Source organism: Ferrovibrio sp. (genome assembly GCF_017994015.1).
Taxonomy (GTDB): Bacteria; Pseudomonadota; Alphaproteobacteria; order Ferrovibrionales; family Ferrovibrionaceae; genus Ferrovibrio.
Map to the genome: position 1 here is coordinate 69588 of NZ_JAGOLP010000001.1, position 17046 is coordinate 86633.

At 63.6% G+C, this 17046-nt stretch carries 19 protein-coding genes; 1 reads left to right on the plus strand and 18 read right to left on the minus strand.

Going from position 1 to position 17046, the window contains the following annotated elements; translation table 11 throughout:
- Nucleotides 1-94: 94 nt before the first annotated feature.
- The 13 genes from KBB36_RS00330 to tsaB form a co-directional block, all read right to left on the minus strand.
- A complete protein-coding gene (locus KBB36_RS00330; protein ID WP_290975351.1) occupies nt 95-712 on the minus strand; it encodes a CbtA family protein in 618 nt (205 codons plus the stop codon).
- A gap of 21 nt (nt 713-733) precedes the next feature.
- A complete protein-coding gene (locus KBB36_RS00335; protein ID WP_290975353.1) occupies nt 734-1477 on the minus strand; it encodes a tRNA (guanosine(46)-N(7))-methyltransferase TrmB in 744 nt (247 codons plus the stop codon).
- Nucleotides 1474-2691: a methionine adenosyltransferase gene (gene metK, locus KBB36_RS00340; RefSeq protein WP_290975355.1), complete on the minus strand. Its 1218-nt coding sequence runs from the start codon at nt 2689-2691 to the stop codon at nt 1474-1476. Before metK ends, KBB36_RS00335 begins: the two co-directional genes overlap by 4 nt.
- Nucleotides 2692-2872: 181 nt before the next feature.
- A complete protein-coding gene (locus tag KBB36_RS00345; RefSeq protein ID WP_290975357.1) occupies nt 2873-3304 on the minus strand; it encodes a helix-turn-helix transcriptional regulator in 432 nt (143 codons plus the stop codon).
- A gap of 155 nt (nt 3305-3459) precedes the next feature.
- Nucleotides 3460-5019: an apolipoprotein N-acyltransferase gene (gene lnt, locus KBB36_RS00350; RefSeq protein ID WP_290975359.1), complete on the minus strand. Its 1560-nt coding sequence runs from the start codon at nt 5017-5019 to the stop codon at nt 3460-3462.
- Nucleotides 5020-5024: 5 nt separating this feature from the next.
- Nucleotides 5025-5912 carry a hemolysin family protein gene (locus tag KBB36_RS00355; RefSeq protein WP_290975361.1) on the minus strand — a complete coding sequence of 296 codons (888 nt, stop codon included), beginning with the start codon at nt 5910-5912 and terminating at the stop codon, nt 5025-5027.
- Complete coding sequence (ybeY, locus tag KBB36_RS00360; RefSeq protein ID WP_290975363.1) at nt 5909-6472, minus strand: rRNA maturation RNase YbeY; 564 nt, start codon at nt 6470-6472, stop codon at nt 5909-5911. The genes KBB36_RS00355 and ybeY overlap by 4 nt, the downstream gene beginning before the upstream one ends.
- 39 nt (nt 6473-6511) lie before the next feature.
- Nucleotides 6512-7708 carry a PhoH family protein gene (locus tag KBB36_RS00365; protein ID WP_290975365.1) on the minus strand — a complete coding sequence of 399 codons (1197 nt, stop codon included), beginning with the start codon at nt 7706-7708 and terminating at the stop codon, nt 6512-6514.
- A 55-nt stretch (nt 7709-7763) separates the two neighbouring features.
- Nucleotides 7764-9152, minus strand: coding sequence for a tRNA (N6-isopentenyl adenosine(37)-C2)-methylthiotransferase MiaB (miaB, locus tag KBB36_RS00370; protein ID WP_290975367.1), 1389 nt, complete (start codon nt 9150-9152; stop codon nt 7764-7766).
- A 145-nt stretch (nt 9153-9297) separates the two neighbouring features.
- Nucleotides 9298-10176, minus strand: coding sequence for a 1-acyl-sn-glycerol-3-phosphate acyltransferase (locus tag KBB36_RS00375; protein ID WP_290975369.1), 879 nt, complete (start codon nt 10174-10176; stop codon nt 9298-9300).
- A gap of 81 nt (nt 10177-10257) precedes the next feature.
- Complete coding sequence (locus tag KBB36_RS00380) at nt 10258-10695, minus strand: Fur family transcriptional regulator (protein WP_290975371.1); 438 nt, start codon at nt 10693-10695, stop codon at nt 10258-10260.
- Between the two features lie 90 nt (nt 10696-10785).
- On the minus strand, nt 10786-11217 hold the full coding sequence (locus KBB36_RS00385) for a MucR family transcriptional regulator (RefSeq protein WP_290975373.1): 432 nt from the start codon (nt 11215-11217) through the stop codon (nt 10786-10788).
- Between the two features lie 77 nt (nt 11218-11294).
- A complete protein-coding gene (gene tsaB / locus KBB36_RS00390; RefSeq protein ID WP_290975974.1) occupies nt 11295-12479 on the minus strand; it encodes a tRNA (adenosine(37)-N6)-threonylcarbamoyltransferase complex dimerization subunit type 1 TsaB in 1185 nt (394 codons plus the stop codon).
- 53 nt (nt 12480-12532) lie between these two features.
- On the opposite strand from tsaB, the gene ddpX reads away from it, so the two are divergent.
- Nucleotides 12533-13120: a D-alanyl-D-alanine dipeptidase gene (gene ddpX / locus KBB36_RS00395; RefSeq protein WP_290975976.1), complete on the plus strand. Its 588-nt coding sequence runs from the start codon at nt 12533-12535 to the stop codon at nt 13118-13120.
- On the opposite strand, the gene KBB36_RS00400 is transcribed toward ddpX, so the two are convergent.
- The 5 genes from KBB36_RS00400 to sppA all read right to left on the minus strand — a co-directional run bounded on the left by KBB36_RS00400 (nt 13039) and on the right by sppA (nt 16883).
- Nucleotides 13039-14262 (minus strand): FAD-dependent oxidoreductase, encoded by a 1224-nt coding sequence (locus KBB36_RS00400; protein WP_290975375.1) that lies wholly within the window; start codon nt 14260-14262, stop codon nt 13039-13041. The genes ddpX and KBB36_RS00400 overlap by 82 nt on opposite strands.
- On the minus strand, nt 14259-15200 hold the full coding sequence (locus KBB36_RS00405; RefSeq protein WP_290975377.1) for an ornithine cyclodeaminase family protein: 942 nt from the start codon (nt 15198-15200) through the stop codon (nt 14259-14261). The genes KBB36_RS00400 and KBB36_RS00405 overlap by 4 nt, the downstream gene beginning before the upstream one ends.
- An 18-nt stretch (nt 15201-15218) precedes the next feature.
- On the minus strand, nt 15219-15491 hold the full coding sequence (locus KBB36_RS00410; RefSeq protein WP_290975379.1) for a LapA family protein: 273 nt from the start codon (nt 15489-15491) through the stop codon (nt 15219-15221).
- A 75-nt stretch (nt 15492-15566) separates the two neighbouring features.
- A complete protein-coding gene (gene ihfB / locus KBB36_RS00415) occupies nt 15567-15911 on the minus strand; it encodes an integration host factor subunit beta (RefSeq protein ID WP_290975381.1) in 345 nt (114 codons plus the stop codon).
- Between the two features lie 42 nt (nt 15912-15953).
- Entirely contained in the window at nt 15954-16883 is a 930-nt protein-coding gene (gene sppA / locus KBB36_RS00420) for a signal peptide peptidase SppA (protein ID WP_290975383.1), read from the minus strand.
- Nucleotides 16884-17046 lie beyond the last annotated feature (163 nt).

Consider the following 17046-nt stretch of genomic DNA (forward strand, 5'->3'; position numbering starts at 1 on the left):
TCTGGCCCATTTCCTCATCCTTCTGATCCAACCCAGGACCAGGCCAGCAATGTGGCGCCTTTATACCCGCAAATTCCCAGGATGCAAGGCTTTTCTAGCTGGAAACGGCCTGGCTCATGCGCCGCAGCACCCAGGCAGTGCCCAAGCCCAGCGCCAGCCAGAATAGCAGGTCAAGGCCAAGATCAACCAGCATAAAGCCGGGCGGCAGCATCGAGTCTTCAGCTTCGATGGCGGATTCCGGCGCTAAAACCGGCGGTAGCAGCGCCGGCACCAGGCCAAACCAACGCCAGCGCCGGCCAAAGGCAAGCAGCGCAAGGCCAAACACGGCACCGCCTGCCGCCACCAGCCACCAGAATGAGCGGCCTTCGGGGCTGATTTCACTCAGGCTGGGCGGCGTGCTGAGCGCCGGCAGCAGTGCCAGGGCGACAAAGCCGGCCAGGCCCCACAAGGCCGCCTCACGCCAGCGCACATGGCCCGGCGGCGGCACGCGCTGCACATAAATTGCTGCCAGCAGCATCGAGACCACCACGCCAAAGGCAATGTTGCGCAGGATCAGGGCATCCATCTGCTTGTTGGGCGGCGGCAAATCCAGCCCGGCCAGTTCCAGCGCCGCACGTCGCAGCGGCAATTCAAGGATATGCTGGCCCAGCGTAAGCAGCAGGGCTGCAATCAGGCCACCGGCAATGCCGGCCAGGATGAGCCGCAGTGTCATGGGCGAACCCCGAATATCGGATCAGAGGCGCTGAAACCGAAAATACAGGCAGGCTCGGCCGGCGGCCACTGCTTTTCGCTCATACTTGCTGCTGGGCCAATCCGCCGGTCGCCGGCGCCAATCGGCGGCACACTCGGCCAGCCAGCGGAAGCGCGGCTCGGCCAGGGCATGCAGCAGCATGGCGCGGCCGTAATCCGGCACATCGGTGCCCAGGCGCAACTCACCGCCCGGGCGGATCACACGCGCCAGATCAGCCAGCGTATCCGGGTTGACGATGCGGCGCCATTGATGGCGCTTCTTCGGCCAGGGATCGGGAAACAGCACAAAGGCGCACTCTATGCTGGCTGTGGGCAAAGCCTTGAGCAGCAGGCGCGCATCATCGGTGAACAGCCGGATACGGTGCGCCAGATCCTCGTCACCGGCCTCGGCCTTGTCGGCCACCACACCAACCAGTTTGGCCACGCCGTTGAGAAACGGCTCCACGCCGACGATGCCAACAGCCGGATGCGCCTCAGCCTGGGCCAGCAGATGATCGCCAACGCCAAAGCCGATTTCCAGCCAAGTGGCTACCACCGGCTTGCCGAACTGCACCGGGCTATCGGCGCGCGGCAATTCCAGACGCGGCAGCAGCGCGTCCATGCGCTCGGCGCTCAGCGGCGTCAGCTTGCGGCCACGGCGACGGCCAAAAATGAGACGGCGCGGCATCTCTGCCACGCCGTCCATTTCAGTATCGGCCACCGTTTCCTTGTCGGAAGCGGTCGTCACTTCACGTTGAAAGCCGACTTCAGGTCCTTGACCAGATCGGTCTTTTCCCATGAGAAGCCGCCATCCTTCTCCGGCTTGCGGCCAAAATGGCCGTAGGCCGCAGTGCGGGCATAGATCGGGCGGTTGAGCTTGAGATGCTCGCGGATGCCACGCGGGCTGAGCGACACCAGTTCCTGGAGCACCTTGGAAATCTTGGCCTCGTCAGCCTTGCCGGTGCCGAAGGTGGAAACATAGACCGACAGCGGATGCGCCACGCCGATGGCGTAGGAAAGCTGGATCAGGCAGCGCGAAGCCAGGCCGGCAGCCACCACATTCTTGGCCAAATACCGCGCGGCATAAGCCGCCGAGCGATCCACCTTGGTCGGGTCCTTGCCGGAGAAAGCACCGCCGCCATGCGGCGCGGCGCCACCGTAAGTATCCACGATGATCTTGCGGCCGGTCAGGCCGGCATCGCCATCCGGGCCGCCGATGACAAAACGGCCAGTCGGGTTGACGTAGAACTGATCGTCATCGCACATCCAGCCCTTGGGCAGCGCCTTGAGCACATAGGGACGCACGATCTTCTTGATATCGCCCGATTCCAGTTCACGGCCCTTGGCATCCTTGGCGGCATGCTGGGTCGAAACCACGATGGCGGTGGCGCCGGTCGGCTTGCCATCCTTATACAGCAGCGTGACCTGGCTCTTGGCATCGGGGCCAAGCAGCGGCTCCTTGCCGGAATGGCGCGCATCGGCCATCAGCTTGAGGATGTTATGCGACAGCTGGATCGGCGCCGGCATCAATTCCGGCGTCTCGTCGCAGGCAAAGCCGAACATGATGCCCTGGTCGCCGGCACCTTCATCCTTGTTGCCGGCGGCATCAACGCCCACCGCGATATCGGCCGACTGGCCATGCAGCAGCACGTCAACCTTGGCGGTCTTCCAATGGAAGCCGTCCTGCTCGTAGCCGATCTTCTTCACGGCGGCGCGGGCAACATCCTCGATCCGCTTCTTGTTCACCTTGCCCGATTTCGACACCAGGCTGGCGGGACCACGCACTTCACCCGCCAGCACAATGCGGTTGGTGGTGGTGAGGGTTTCGCAGGCGACGCGGGCATAGGGGTCTTCGCTCAGGAAGAGGTCCAGCACCGCATCAGAAATCTGATCGCAAACCTTGTCCGGATGGCCTTCGGAAACCGATTCGCTGGTGAAGAGATAGGAGGATTTACGCGCCACGTCGGTAGTCTCCAGTCGACCGCGCCAACCCGGTCGGGATTTTTTGTCTCAAGCTGACAGCGCATGGCGCGCGCCGCAGATTCGGCGATTCGGTGTCGCCGGGCGAAAAAAGGCACCGTTATGTCGCAGAGCCAGCGCGATGGGTCAAGTTAGATCGTTTGAAATCGGGCAATAACGCGCCTCAGGCGGCCGGTTCCGGCCCCTGTTCCAGCGCCATCGAGCGCACCAGATCGAGCACCCGGCGGCGCAGGGCGGTGTTGCGGATAGTCTCGAAAGCCCGCAGCAACTCTATGTTTTCGCGTGTCATCTGGGGTTCCGGGGGCATCGGCTGGCCCTCGATCTCGGCCGCTGGCGGCTCGGCCAGGCCCGGCACCTGATCAATGCCGGGATGGCCCTCGATGCCTTCAAAAAAATATGCCGGCGGCACTTTGAGCAGCCGGGCAAACTGGTAAAGCCGGCTGGCGCCGATGCGGTTGGCGCCTTTTTCGTATTTCTGAATCTGCTGGAAAGTGAGGCCGACAAACTGCCCCAGCCGCTCCTGACTCATGCCGACATAGGTGCGCCTGACCTTGAGTCGTCCGCCGACGAACACGTCCACTGGATTCTTCGCCACGCCGCCAGCCCCTCACATGTCGCTCCATCCAGTTGAAGCGACCCCCGCCGCCCTGACCAACTAGATGGTTTCAAATGACATACATTCGTATGGGTTACGTTTGTATGCTCGTTGGACGCGCAGGGTCAACCATCCGCATAACGGCTATAGCGAGTTCAGCGGTTCAATTTGCGAAACAACCAGGCCAGCAGCAGAAATAGACCGGCCAATAAGTGCACCGGCAAATCACCGATACGACTATAGGGCGTGCGTTCCGATAATGGGGCCGGCAATGGCCCTTCAACAAAGCCAACCGCATCAAGGCCAAGCGCGGCAACAACACGGCCCCAGGGATCAACAATGGCCGAGATGCCATTATTGGCGGCGCGCACCAACGGCACGCCCTGCTCGACACTGCGCATGCGCGCCGAGGCAAAATGCTGATACGGCCCGCTGGAGCGACCGAACCAGGCATCGTTGGTGACATTGAGCAGCATGGCGGCAGGGGGCGGCTCATGCGCCATCACTTCGGCCGGAAAAATCGCTTCGTAGCAGATCAAGACGCGGATCAGCGGCAGCTCGCCGGGCAGGATCAGCGGCTCGGCATCGCGGCCCGGCGAGAAATCGACACTGCCGACCGCCAGCTTGTCGAGGCCGATATTGCCCAGCAGACCCCGCAGCGGCAGGTATTCGCCAAACGGCACCAGATGCAGCTTGTCATAGCGCGCATCAAGGCCGCCTTTTTCATTGATCACAAACAGGCTGTTATAAAGTGTCAGCCGGCCAGCGGGGAATTCACGGCGCGGCGCGCCGGCAAATAGCTGGCCACCGGGCGGCAGCAGGCTGGCCAGCGCCTTGAGCAATTCCGGATTCTCATCCACCAGATAGGGGATCGCGGTTTCCGGCCAGATCACATGGGTGAACGGCTTCTGCCCGGGCTGCCGCGTCAGCTCAGCATGCTGGCGCAGATGTTGTTGGCGCAGGTCATCCTGCCATTTCAGGGTCTGCGGGATGCTGGGCTGCACCAGCCGCAGCCACACATCGGGCATCATCTCGCCCTGCGCGTTATGCAGGCGCCAGGCGCCGCCGCCAATCGACAAGGCCAGCAGCAGCGGCGGGGCAATGGCGACCAGCCTGGCCCGATGCGAGGCCGGCAGCAGCATGGGCAATGCCAGTGCCGCCGCAGCCAGCAGTGTCAGCAGGCCCAGTCCATGGCTGCCGATATAGGCCACAATCTGCATGGCAGCGGGCGTATCGGCCCAGACATAGCCGATCAGGTTCCACGGAAAACCGGTCAGCACATAACCGCGCAGGGCTTCGCCCAGGGTCCAGCCGGCCGGCAGCAGCAGCACGCGCCAATAGACCGCATCGCCGCAGATGCGCTGCGCCAGCCAGATGCCGGCGGCGGGAAACACGGCCAGCAAGGCCGGCAGGCCCAGCACCGGCACCGGCAGCAGCCAGGCAAAGCGCGCCGCATCAACAAAAAACGCGATGCCGATCCAATAGAGCCCGGCAACAAAATAGCCATAGGCAAAGGCAAAGCCGGGCCAGAAAGCCGCCCAGCCGGTTGCCGCATTACGGCTCAACAGCAGCCATAGCGGCACAACCACAAAAACCAGCGGCCAGGCGTAAAGCGGCGCCTGTGCCGCTGCCAGCACGGCGCCGAGCAGCCAGACCAGGGCGAGCCGGCGCCAGCCGGCCAGCCCGTCAAACAATACGACCAATTTTGCGAGCATGACGCTCAGCTGTTATGGCTGGCAGCCGGCAGTTCGGCCACCGGCACACGGATACGGACGCGCTTGACCCGGCGCGGATCAGCATCCACCACTTCAAAAGCCAGCCCCGACGCATGCTCAACCAGCTCGCCACGCTGCGGCACACGGCCCAATTCAGCCACGATCAGGCCACCCAATGTATCCACCGCTTCATCCTCTTCCGGATCAATCAGGCGGCGGCCAAAACGCTCTTCCAAATCCTCAATCGGGCAACGGCCCTGGGCGTCGAACAGGCCCGGACCACGCTCCACCAGCAATGGCCCTTCCACTTCGTCATGCTCGTCGTCGATCTCGCCGACAATCTGCTCGACCAGATCTTCAATCGTCACCAGGCCATCAATGCCGCCATATTCATCCACCACCACGGCCATATGGGTGCGTGTGCTGCGCATCTCACGCAGCAGGTCGAGCACAATCTTGGACGGCGGCACCACCAGCACGCGGCGCAGAATCTTGGCCAGCGAGAAATCCTCGCGCCCGGCCAGATACGGCATCACATCCTTGATATGCACCATGCCGATGACATCATCGAGGGTTTCGCGATAGACCGGCAGGCGCGAATGCTCGGCTTCGATCAGCACGCGCACCAACTGGTCAAAAGCAATATCCTCGGCCACGGCAATGATATCGGCACGCGGCACACGGATTTCGCCCACCCGCAGATCGCCGATATCCAACACATTGCGCAACAAGGCGCGCTCGGCCGAGCCGGTCGGCCCCTCGGATTCGGGATGCTCCTGTAGCAACTCCTCGATACTCTCGCGCAGCGTCTCCTCGCTGTCGCGGCCGCGCAACACCTGCAACAGCCTGGTCCAGAAGCCAGTACTGCCGGCCTCGGGGCGATTCTCACTCATCGTAGTTTCCTTGCCGGCGATTTTGTCCGGGCTTTGGTTTTGGTTTTAATGGTTCCGGCATAGGGATCGGCAATCTTCAGCCCGGCCAGGATTTCCACTTCCAGCGGCTCCATCGCCATCGCCTGTTCCTTGCTCTCGTGATCATAGCCGAGCAGATGCAGCGTGCCATGCACCACCAGATGCGTCACATGATCGGCTAATGACTTACCCTGGTCCCTGGCTTCAATGGCGCAGATTTCCAAGCCCAAGGCCACATCGCCGAGATAGTCCGGCGGCGCGGCGGGATCAATCGCCGCCTCGGCCGGGAAGGACAGCACATTGGTCGGCTTCGGCTTGCCGCGCCAGGCACCGTTCAACTGCCGCATCTCGGCATCATTGGTCAGCAGCAATGCCAGGCCGGTGCTGCCTTGCGGTACTTCGCGCCGCAGGGCTGCCCGGCAGGCACGCCGCACCAGGGCGGCAACACCCGGCAAAGCCTGGCGCCAGGCCGGATCGGCAATGCGCAGGTCAATGGCGAAGCGGCTGCTGCCGGCGCCGGTTTTACGGGATGTAACGGGCATTCCTCTGCTCTGTTGACTGCACTTCAATCGATTTGTGGTTCAGCGGCTGCGCCGGCCAGCGGCATCCGGTCGCGCCAGGCCCAGATCCTGCTCACGCTGGGCATAGGCGCGCACCACCTTGGTGACCAGCGGATGACGCACCACATCCTGATCGGAAAAGCGCACGAAGGAAATTCCCTCGATCCCTTCCAGGATATCCAGTGCATCACGCAGGCCGGAAGGCACGCCGAGCGGCAGGTCGATCTGCGACAGATCGCCGGTGACGGCAAGGCGCGAATTCTCGCCCAGGCGGGTGAGCAGCATCTTCATCTGCACCGGCGAGGTATTCTGCGCCTCGTCCAGAATCACATAGGCATTGGCCAGCGTGCGGCCGCGCATGAAGGCGAGTGGCGCCACTTCGATCTCGCCGCTGGCGAGGCCCTTTTCCACCCGGTCGGGCGGCAGCATGTCGTAAAGCGCATCGTAAAGCGGGCGCAGATAGGGATCGATCTTCTCGCGCATGTCGCCGGGCAGGAAGCCGAGCCGTTCACCGGCTTCTACGGCGGGGCGCGACAGGATGATGCGGTCAACCCGGCCATCCAGCAGCATCTGCACCGCCACCGCCACCGCCATATAGGTCTTGCCGGTGCCGGCCGGGCCAAGGCCAAAAACCAGTTCATGGCGCAGCAATTCGGCGATGTAGCGCGCCTGGGTGGGTGAACGCGGCAGGATGATGCGTTTTTTGGTGCGGATCGCACCTTCCGGCAGCCGGCTTTCCGTATTGGCCGCAGCGCGCTCGGCAGCGCGTTCGGCAGCTTCGCGGGCCGCGCGTGTGGATGGCACGGCCTGGGTGACAACGGACTTTCCAACTGCCTGCATTTCGCCTCCGGTTTTGTTGAACTCCTGCTGCGACACATCACTGGAATTATTTGGACTGGAAGTGTTTGGGCTGGCATTGGCGGCGTCCGCGATGCGGCCCCGCGCCATGCGGATGGCGCCTTCCACATCGCCCATCTCGATCAGCGCGCCATGTTCAAGCCGGCTATACAGCCCGGTCAGCACGGCTCGGGCGGCATCGCGGGCATCCTGCGGGCCATTGATGGCAACGCGGTTGCCGCGTGTGGAAACCTGCACACCGAGCTGCTGCTCAATCCGCGCCAGATGGCGGTCATGCTCGCCGAACAGCGATGCCAGCAGCCGGTTATCGGCGAAATCGAGCACCGTATGCGTATTGGCTGGGTTTGGCGGCGCATTCATCGGCTGCCCCCGAATGGCAAACTGGGCTGGATTGGGCTGCGCCTGCGCCGCGCCGTCATGCCGCCTCAAGCCCTGGCGTCGCCAGGGTGCTGAGCGAATTGAGATAGCCGGCGACAATTGCCACATCCAGCATGTCGCCGATGCGGGCTTCAGGCGCCTCAACCACCACCGACTGCATATAGGGGCTGCGGCCCAGCAACTGGCCCGGCCTTTTGCCGACACGATCCAGCAGCACCTGCATGCGGCGGCCGGCCATCGCGGCATTGTAGGCCAGCTGCTGCTCGCGCAGCAGCGTCTGCAAAACCGCCAGCCGCTCGTCCTTCACGGCTTCCGGCACCTGATTGGGCAAGGCCGCTGCCGGCGTGCCGGGCCGGGCGGAATATTTGAAACTGTAGGCCTGGGCAAAGCCGGTCTCGCGCACCAATTGCAGCGTGGCCTCAAAATCCTTGTCGCTTTCGCCCGGAAAGCCGACGATGAAATCACTCGACAGCGCAATATCCGAGCGCGCCGCGCGCAGCCGCGCCAGGATATCCCGGTACAGCGCAACATCATGGCCGCGATTCATTGCCTTCAGGATGGCATCCGAACCCGATTGCACCGGCAGATGCAGGAACGGCATCAGGTTGGGCAGATCCCGATGCGCCGCGATCAGGGCGTCATCCATCTCGCGTGGATGCGAGGTTGTGTAACGCCAGCGCGGGCTATCGGCCCGGCCGCCAAGGCGCCGCTCCAGTTCAGTCAGCAGGCCGGCCAGCGACCAGACGCGGCCGGCGGCATCCTCGCCGTGATAGGCATTCACATTCTGGCCCAGCAGCACAATTTCGCGCGCGCCGGCCAGCACCAGCCGTTCGGCTTCGGCCAGGATGGCTTCCGGCCCGCGCGAATATTCGGCGCCGCGGGTATAGGGCACCACGCAGAAGGTGCAGAATTTATCGCAGCCTTCCTGGATTGCCAGGAAAGCCACCGGGCCGGGCGGCGTGGCCAGGGCTTCGGGCAGATGATCGAATTTTGATTCAGGCGGGAATTCGGTATCCAGCACGCCCAGTTTGGGCGCCTTCGCCCCGGCGCTCTGCTTGCGGGCGCGCTGGCGCTCGGCCTGGGCAAGCAATTCCGGCAGCCGATGATAGGCCTGCGGCCCCACCACCATATCGACAAACGGCGCCCGGTTGAGGATTTCGGCGCCTTCGGCCTGGGCGACGCAGCCGGCCACCGCGATGGTCAGGTCAGCGCCGGCTTCCTTGCGCTTGCGCCAATGGCCCAGTTCGGAAAAGACCTTTTCGGCGGCTTTCTCACGGATATGGCAGGTATTGAGGATCACCATATCGGCATCCTCGGGCGAATCGGTCTTGGCGTATCCGAGCGGTGCCAGCACGTCCGCCATGCGGGCGGAATCGTACACATTCATCTGGCAACCATATGTTTTAATGTAGAGTTTTCTGGCCAAGTGCTTCGATGAGCCGGGCTTAGATCACCCGGCTGGGACTCCCCAAAGGGTTGAAACTGATCAACAGACTAGCACCGGCCCCGGCAAGGTCAAGCGATCAAGCGGGCTAGGCCGGAATGTCATAGATAATTCAAAAGCTTATTTTTTAGCGCAGCGCAACGGCGGTGCCGGCGTCATCACCGGCGGCATCTTCCACCGCCGGCTCCTCGATCGGCTGGAGCTGGGATTTTGGCAGGCTGCGCGGCCCCGGCTCGCGCCCGGCATTGATATCCGACAGGCCCTCGATCACCACCTGATGGCAGAAGGCGGCCATTTCCTTACGCGATTTGAAATCGCTGATGCTGACCGGCTTGTGGAATTCGATCACCGCCTCACACGGCCCGGCCTTGAGGAAGCGCCACAGATGCGGCAGCAGATCCTCGTCGCCTACCCAGGCAAAAAGCTGCATCCAGCGCCGCCCCACCGGCATGTGGTTGAGGCGCGCATAACCCAGGCTGACCGGCTGCACCATCAGCGGCTGGCCACGCACCGGCTGTTCGGCCAGGGCGAAGAAGGCCGATTTGAACGGCAGGATGCGCAGGCCATCCGACGAGGTGCCTTCCGGGAACAGGATCAGGCTGTCGCCGGCCTGTAGCCGATCAAACATCTCGTCGCGATGCTGGGCGGTTTTCTGGCGCGCATTCCGTTCCACAAACACGGTGCGTTGCAGCCGCGCCAGCAGGCCGAAAAACGGCCAGCCATCCACCTCCTTCTTGGCCACAAAACTGACCGGCACCACGGTGGACAACACCACGATATCGAGCCAGGAGATGTGGTTGCAGACAAACAGCACCGGGCCGCCAACATGTGGCCGGCCTTCCACCCGCACCTGGGCGCGGATCAGCCAGGCCAGGCTACGGTGATAGATCAGCGGCAGCAGGCGCTGGAACGGATGGTTGAAACGCACCAGCAGGTATTGCAGCGGGATCAGCGGCAATGTCCAGCACAGGAACAGCAGCAATGTGATATAGGCGCGCAGGGCCATGCAGCAGCTTCAAACGAAAGGGCTTCGGAATAGATTGGGCGGCGCACGGCAATTGCCGCGCCCGCCTGAAGTGCAACCAGCCTACTTGCGACCGGCCTTGTCGGCATCGCCGCCTTCCAGCGGCACACCGTAAAGTTCCAGGCGATGATCCACCAGGCGATAACCAAGCTTGGCGGCGATTTTTTCCTGCAAGGCTTCAAGTTCAGGATCGTTGAACTCGATGATATTGCCGGTGCGGGTATCGATCAGATGATCGTGATGCGCTTCCGGCATCTCCTCGTAGCGCGCCCGGCCATCGCCGAAATCGAGCCGGCTGAGGATGTCCGCCTCCTCGAACAGGCGCACCGTGCGATACACGGTGGCAATCGAGATGCGCGGGTCGATGGCATGGCTGCGGCGATGCAACTCCTCCACATCCGGATGATCGGAGGATTGGCTGAGCACGCGGGCAATCACCCGGCGCTGCTCGGTCATGCGCATGCCCTTCGACATGCACAATTGCTCCAGTCGGCTGGTCATGCCGTGATCCACTCCCTGCTAGTGGGGCGCCGGCCAAGCCAAGCGCCCATTAGCCTCACTGGCTGCCGCGACGGAGCAGCCCGCTAGAACTTAGCGGCCTGCCTTGCGGCGCGACGTGCCAAGCCCGATTTTCTTCGCCAGCGCCTGCCGTTGCAAGGCATAGTTGGGTGCCACCATCGGATAATCGCTCGCCAGGCCCCAACGCTCGCGATACTGATCCGGCGTCATGTTGTAATGACTCATCAGGTGCCGCTTCAGCATCTTCAGCTTCTTACCATCTTCCAGGCAGATAATGAAATCCGGGGAGATGGATTTCTTGATCGACACCGCAGGTTGCGGCTTTTCCGCCGGGACCGCCACCGGCGCCACCGGCGCCACCGTATCCAGCGCGGAAAGTGTGCCAAAAACCTGACGGATCAGGGCCGGCAGATCATTGGCTTCAACGCGGTTATTGGAAACATGCGCCGCCACGATATCGGCGGTAAGCGACAACAATTCAGATTTATCTGGCGTATCAGCCATTTTTTTCTATCCCGGTTATGTATAGTAATTCTGCGCTTACTATATGGGCAGACCGCGATTAATTCCAGATATATAAGTTATTCAGTGGTATTTTTCGCTACAATATCTGCTCGCATCACCAATGCCGCCTCGCGCATGGGTGGCTGTTCAGGACTATTTCTTGGCTTATCGTAGTAATCCTTACGCCGCCCGACCTGCTTGAAACCGCAGGCATGATAAAGCGCTTGGGCGGCCAGGTTGCCTTCTGCAACTTCCAGGAACAGGCTGCCGGCCCCCAGCCGCGCCGCCTCTGCCGCCAGGCCGCGCAGCAGCACGCCGCCGATGCCAAGCTGGCGCAGCCGTGGCCGTACCGCGATGGAGATCACCTCGGCCTCGTCGGCAGCAATACGGCCGAGCGCAAAGCCGGCCGGCTGTTCGGCACCATCCAGCGCCAGCAGGGCAAAAGCGCCCGGCATCGCCAGCAAGGCCACAAAAGCCGCCTCGTCCCACGCCTCGTGGAAACCCTCGGCATGCAGGCGGCTGAGCAAGGCGGCCTGCATGGCGTCAACCGGCACCAGCCGCACCATCAGGCTGGCCGCCGGCTGCGCCACTTTGGGCAGGGCGGCATCCGGCGCACGGATATAAAGCGGCTTGGGGGGTGCCGGCATTTTATCACCAATCTGCCAATCACTTGCGGCCAGCCGGGCGAGATGCAGCAGGCTGCCGGCCAGCGGCGCCGGGGCGGCCGGCGAGACCTGCCAGGCTTCATGCGCCGGCAACAAGGCAGCCCCAGAACCAACCAGACAAAGCCGACCCGGCGGCAAAGCGGCAATGGCCTGCTCCAGCGGCAGCAAGGCAGGCGGCCCGAATGCAGGGCCCAGGCCCTGATCTGCGGCGGCAAAAGCCTGCATATAGACCTCGCCGCGCCGCGCATCGATCAGCGCCACGGTGGCGCGGCCGGCTTCGGCGCCCTGCAAAGCCAAAGCCTGGGTGGTGGACAATCCCCAGAGCGGCCGGCGCAAAGCCAGGCTGAGGCCACGCGCCACGCTCAGCGCGGTGCGGATGCCGGTGAACGAGCCGGGGCCGGTGGTGACCGCCAGCGCATCAAGATCGGCCAGCGTAATGCCGGCCGCCAGCCGCGCCGCCTCGATCGCCGGCAGCAATTTTTCGGCATGGCCGCGGCCGGGAAAATCCTGGCCGTCCTGCACAGCCAGGATGCGCGCATCCTCGGCGATGGCCGCCAGGCAGCCATCCAGCGCGGTATCCAGCAGCAGCCACTTCATCGCCACGCCCGCTTCGTATAGGAAGGAAGCGGCCCCAGCCTGGAGACATGCCAATGCCGCTTGTGGCGATAACCCCGCCTGATTTCCCCGTGCTGATCGACCTGCGTTATGCGACCAGCGACAACATCACCGGCCAGCCGGTTTATGCGCGCCAAGCCGCTTTCCTCAATGCCGAGGCCGCGGAGCTGCTGGCCCGCGCCATTGCCCTGGCCGGCGCGCTGGGCTACCGGCTGCGTATCTTCGATGCCTATCGCCCCACCGAGGCGCAATGGGTGTTGTGGAATCACACGCCCGATCCCAATTTCCTGGCCGATCCGCGCCGCGGTTCGCCGCATTCGCGCGGCGCAGCGGTGGACCTGACCCTGGTTGACGCCGATGGCCATGACCTTGATATGGGCACTGCCTTCGACGCCTTCACGCCGCTGTCGCATCATGGCCGGCTGGATATCAGTGTGACGGCACAGCGCAACCGCGCCCTGCTGCTGGGGCTGATGACCGCCGCCGGCTGGGATTTCTATCGCAATGAATGGTGGCATTATCAACTGTTTGATCCGCGCCGTCATGCGCTGCTATCGGATGCCGAAGCCGGCAGCGCGTTGATGCCGCCGAATACACCACCAAACACGCCGAATGCCGGCTGATCGGCAGGCGCCAGCAAGGCGCCGCCGATCCAATCCGCCACGGCGGCAAAATCGGCCTGACCGGTCAGCGCCAATGCCATGGCTTCGCCCAGGCAGGAAGCGAATTTGAAGCCATGGCCGGATGAGCCGCAGAAAGCCGCGCAGCGCGGCCCGAGGCGGTGGAACTGAAAACGTTCCTCCGGCGCCACGTCGTAGAAGCAGGTGCGCGCCTCCACCACGCGATATTCATCAAACCGCACCAGACGCTGCCGCGCCGGCGCCAGGATTGCCTCGATCTCGTCTGGCCGCGCCTGGCGCTCGCCGGCAAACGGCGCGCCGGGATCGCCGGTGGGGCCAAAACGATGATCGCTGATCTTCAGGCCCAGCCGCATGCCATCGCCGGAAATGCGCGGCGGCACGGCATAGAATCCGGTCTGCTGGCCGATATCGAGCAGCATCGGCGCATGATACCAGGCCACGGCCAGATCGGGCGGCGGCGCCAGATACACCGCCACCTGGCGGCTTGGCCGCGCCATCTCGGCCAGATCGGGCAGCAGCGCGGCGGTCCATGGCCCGGCGGCCACCAGCACCTGATCGGCTTGCAGGCGGCGGCCATCGGCCAGCCGCACCGCACCGGCCTCGGCATCTACCGACTCCACCCGCATACGGCTGAGCAGACGCAGGCCACGATCCAGCAGATGATGTTTCAGGCTGCCGACAATTGCTTCGGCGCGCAGGATGCCGCCATGCTCACACTGAAACGCCTCGGCGATGCCGGCGCCATCAAGCAGCGGAAACCGCGCCGCCAGCGCCGCCGCATCCAGGCTTTCATGCTGAATACCCTCGGCAGCCAGCATGGTGCGGCTCTGCGCCGCCCAGTCATCACCCGGACCCGAGAGCACCAGCGTGCCGGTTTCGACATAGAGCGTGACGCCAAGATCACGCCACAGCCTTTCCCAGGAATCATAGGCGGCATGCACCATGCGGGCATAGCCGCGCGCGGCGCCATAGGGATACCGGATCAGCCGGTGCTGATCCACCGAACTGCCCAGCGGATTGGGCAGGCTGGCCTGTTCGATCAGCGTCACCTCGGCGCCAAGCCGGCGCAAAGCCCAGGCGGCGCAGAGCCCCATGATGCCGCCGCCGACAATAATGGTTTTCATGGCGTGCTTTCCGCCACCAATTCGGCGGCGACCAGATCCTCCAGCGCATAGCCGACGGATTTGAACAAGGTCACTGCCTGCGGCCCGGAACGGCCCGGGCAGGCATCGCGCACCAGATCAAACAGATCGCCACGCACCGCCTCTGGCGTGATGGTGCCGTTGGCCAAGGGCTGGGTCAGGTCGCCGGCCTCATGCAAGGCGCCGCTGCGGGTATCAACGTAGATTTCCGCCCGCGCCACCGCCGCATCATCGGCCTCACGCATTTTCGGCGTGAAACCGCCCACCAGATCAAGATGCGCGCCGGGCTTGAGCCAGGCGCCCTGCACCAGCGGCTCATGGCTCAGCGTGGCGCAGGATATTGTGTCGGCAGCGGCCACGGCGGCTTCCAGATCGCCCACCGCGCGCACCGCCGCATTGACCTGGCCGCGCAGGCTGGCGGCCAGCGCTTCAGCCCGTGCCGGATCGCGATTCCATATGCTGACCTTGAGATACCGCCGTACCGCGCAATGGGCGCGTGCCAGATGCGGCGCCAGTGCACCGGCGCCCACCAGCAATAAATGCCCGGCATCGCGCCGCGCCAGATAGCCGGCGGCCAAGGCCGAGGCGCAGGCGGTGCGCCGCAAGGTCAGCGCCACACCGTCGATCACCGCCTTGGGCGCGCCGGTCTGGGCGTCAAACAGCAGATAGGCGCCGATCACCGAAGGCAGCCCCTGGCGCGGATTATCGGGATAAACACTGACCGCCTTGATACCCATATGGCGCCCGGCCTGCCAGGCCGGCATCACCAGCAGCATACCATCCTGGCCGGCCGGATTGGGGATGCTGTAATGCTGGCGCAGCGGCACTTCGCCGCCAACCCGGAAAGCCTCGCGCAGGGCTTCGATCAATTCAGGGTAAGGCAGCGCGGCATGCACCGCATCGGCTTCGATCACACGCATCGGCTTGGCCTCAAAATATCAAACCACCGCCGGCGGCAGTTTGTCATCCGGCCCGGCAGTTTTGCTGGTTTCCGCCGGCTTGTGCCGGCGGCCAAAACCACCAAGCCATTGCAGCAGCGCCCCCAGGCACAGCCCGGCCAGGAAAATGATAAAAACCAGCAGGTAAAGCGGCAGCGTGATGGCAAATGGCAGCGGGTCGAGCGACACCGTGATGCCCTGGCGGTTGGCGATGGCAAACACCACCAGCAGCAGTAGCAGAATGGCGCCGATCACGACGCGGATGAAACGCATGGCCCTTATCCTCCGCTTGCCCCGTTTCGGCTTGCCGGGGCGCTTGGCTCAGGAAACGGCCAGACCGGGGCGACTTCAGGCCTCGCCCGCAGCCGCCTTGGCCGCAGCGGCGGCGGCCTGGGCTTGCGCCTGGGCCTTGGCCGCCAGATTGAGTTTCTGGCGCAATTCCTTGCCGGTTTTAAAAAACGGCACATATTTCTCTGCCACATCGACAGCACTGCCGGTGCGTGGATTGCGACCAGTGCGGGCGGGGCGGCATTTCACTGAAAAGGCGCCAAAACCGCGCAATTCCACTCTGTCGCCACGGGCCAGCGCATTCGCGATCTCGTCAAAGATCGTGCCGACGATGCGCTCGATATCACGCTGCGTCAGATGCTGATTGCCATCGGCCAAACGATTGATCAATTCGGATTTTATCATCGGCTTTTCCCTGCGCGCTTAGGCGGGGTGCCCCCCTCTTGCCTAGTCAGGGTGCCAAACCGAAACCAGTCCGTCAAGCCTAAGCCGTTCGGCTAAAAGGGTTTTTCCAAAAAGGCCGGAAGCCATGCCGCCCAGCAGGTCGGCCATCAGCGAGGTTGGCGGTGTGGCGGATATCTCGCGCACCGGCAGGTTGCGTGAAATCCCGTGCGCACCCGCCAGCCAGTCGCGCGCCTCGGCTTCAGCGCCCAGGCCGTCAATCAGCCCCAATGTCAGCGCGGCGCGGCCGGAATAAACCCGGCCATCGGCCAGCTTGGCCACGACGGCGCGATCAAGCTTGCGCCGCTCGGCCACCAGGCCAACAAACCAGTCATGGGTTTCCTGCACCATGCGGCGGATCTGCTCGCGCCCGGCCGGCGATAACGGCTTGATCGGCGAGGGCTCGTCCTTGAGTGCGCCGGACGCAATGCTTTCGGCACCAACGCCAATCTTTTCCAATAATTTGGAGAATTCGGCGGTCTGGAACAACACGCCGATCGAGCCGGTGAGCGAGGTTTCACGCGCCACCACATGATCCGCCGCCACCGCTGCCATATAGCCAGCGGATGCGCCCAGCGTGCCAATCACCGCCACCACCGGCTTTTCCGCCGCCACGCCACGGATCGCAGCAAACAGCGCTTCGCCGCCATAGGTGGAACCGCCCGGCGAATTGATCTGCACAATCAGCGCCCGGGCCTGATCGTTGCGCGCCACTTTCTCAAGCTGCTCGGCCCAATAGGCATTCTGCGCAATCACGCCGTTGATTTCGATACGCGCAACATGGGCGCGGTTGCGCTCCAGCAGATTGCCGGGATCAAGGCGGTAGAACAGCCCCAGGCAAAGCGCCAGCACGGCCAGCACGGCAACCAGGCGCCACCAGAAAACCTTGCGGCTCAGGCGGCGGCGTTCAACCAGGGCATCCATATCCAGTGACATGGGATGATTTTACGCGAGCTTGCCGCCGAGGGCTAGACGCGGGCCGGTTTAGGTTTTGATCGTTGGCTAATCACAATAAAGCCGTCATGGTCGGCGCAGGCCGACCATCCACGAATGCCTTGTTTCTCAGCCAGTTAAAAAACGTGGATGGTACGCCTTCGCG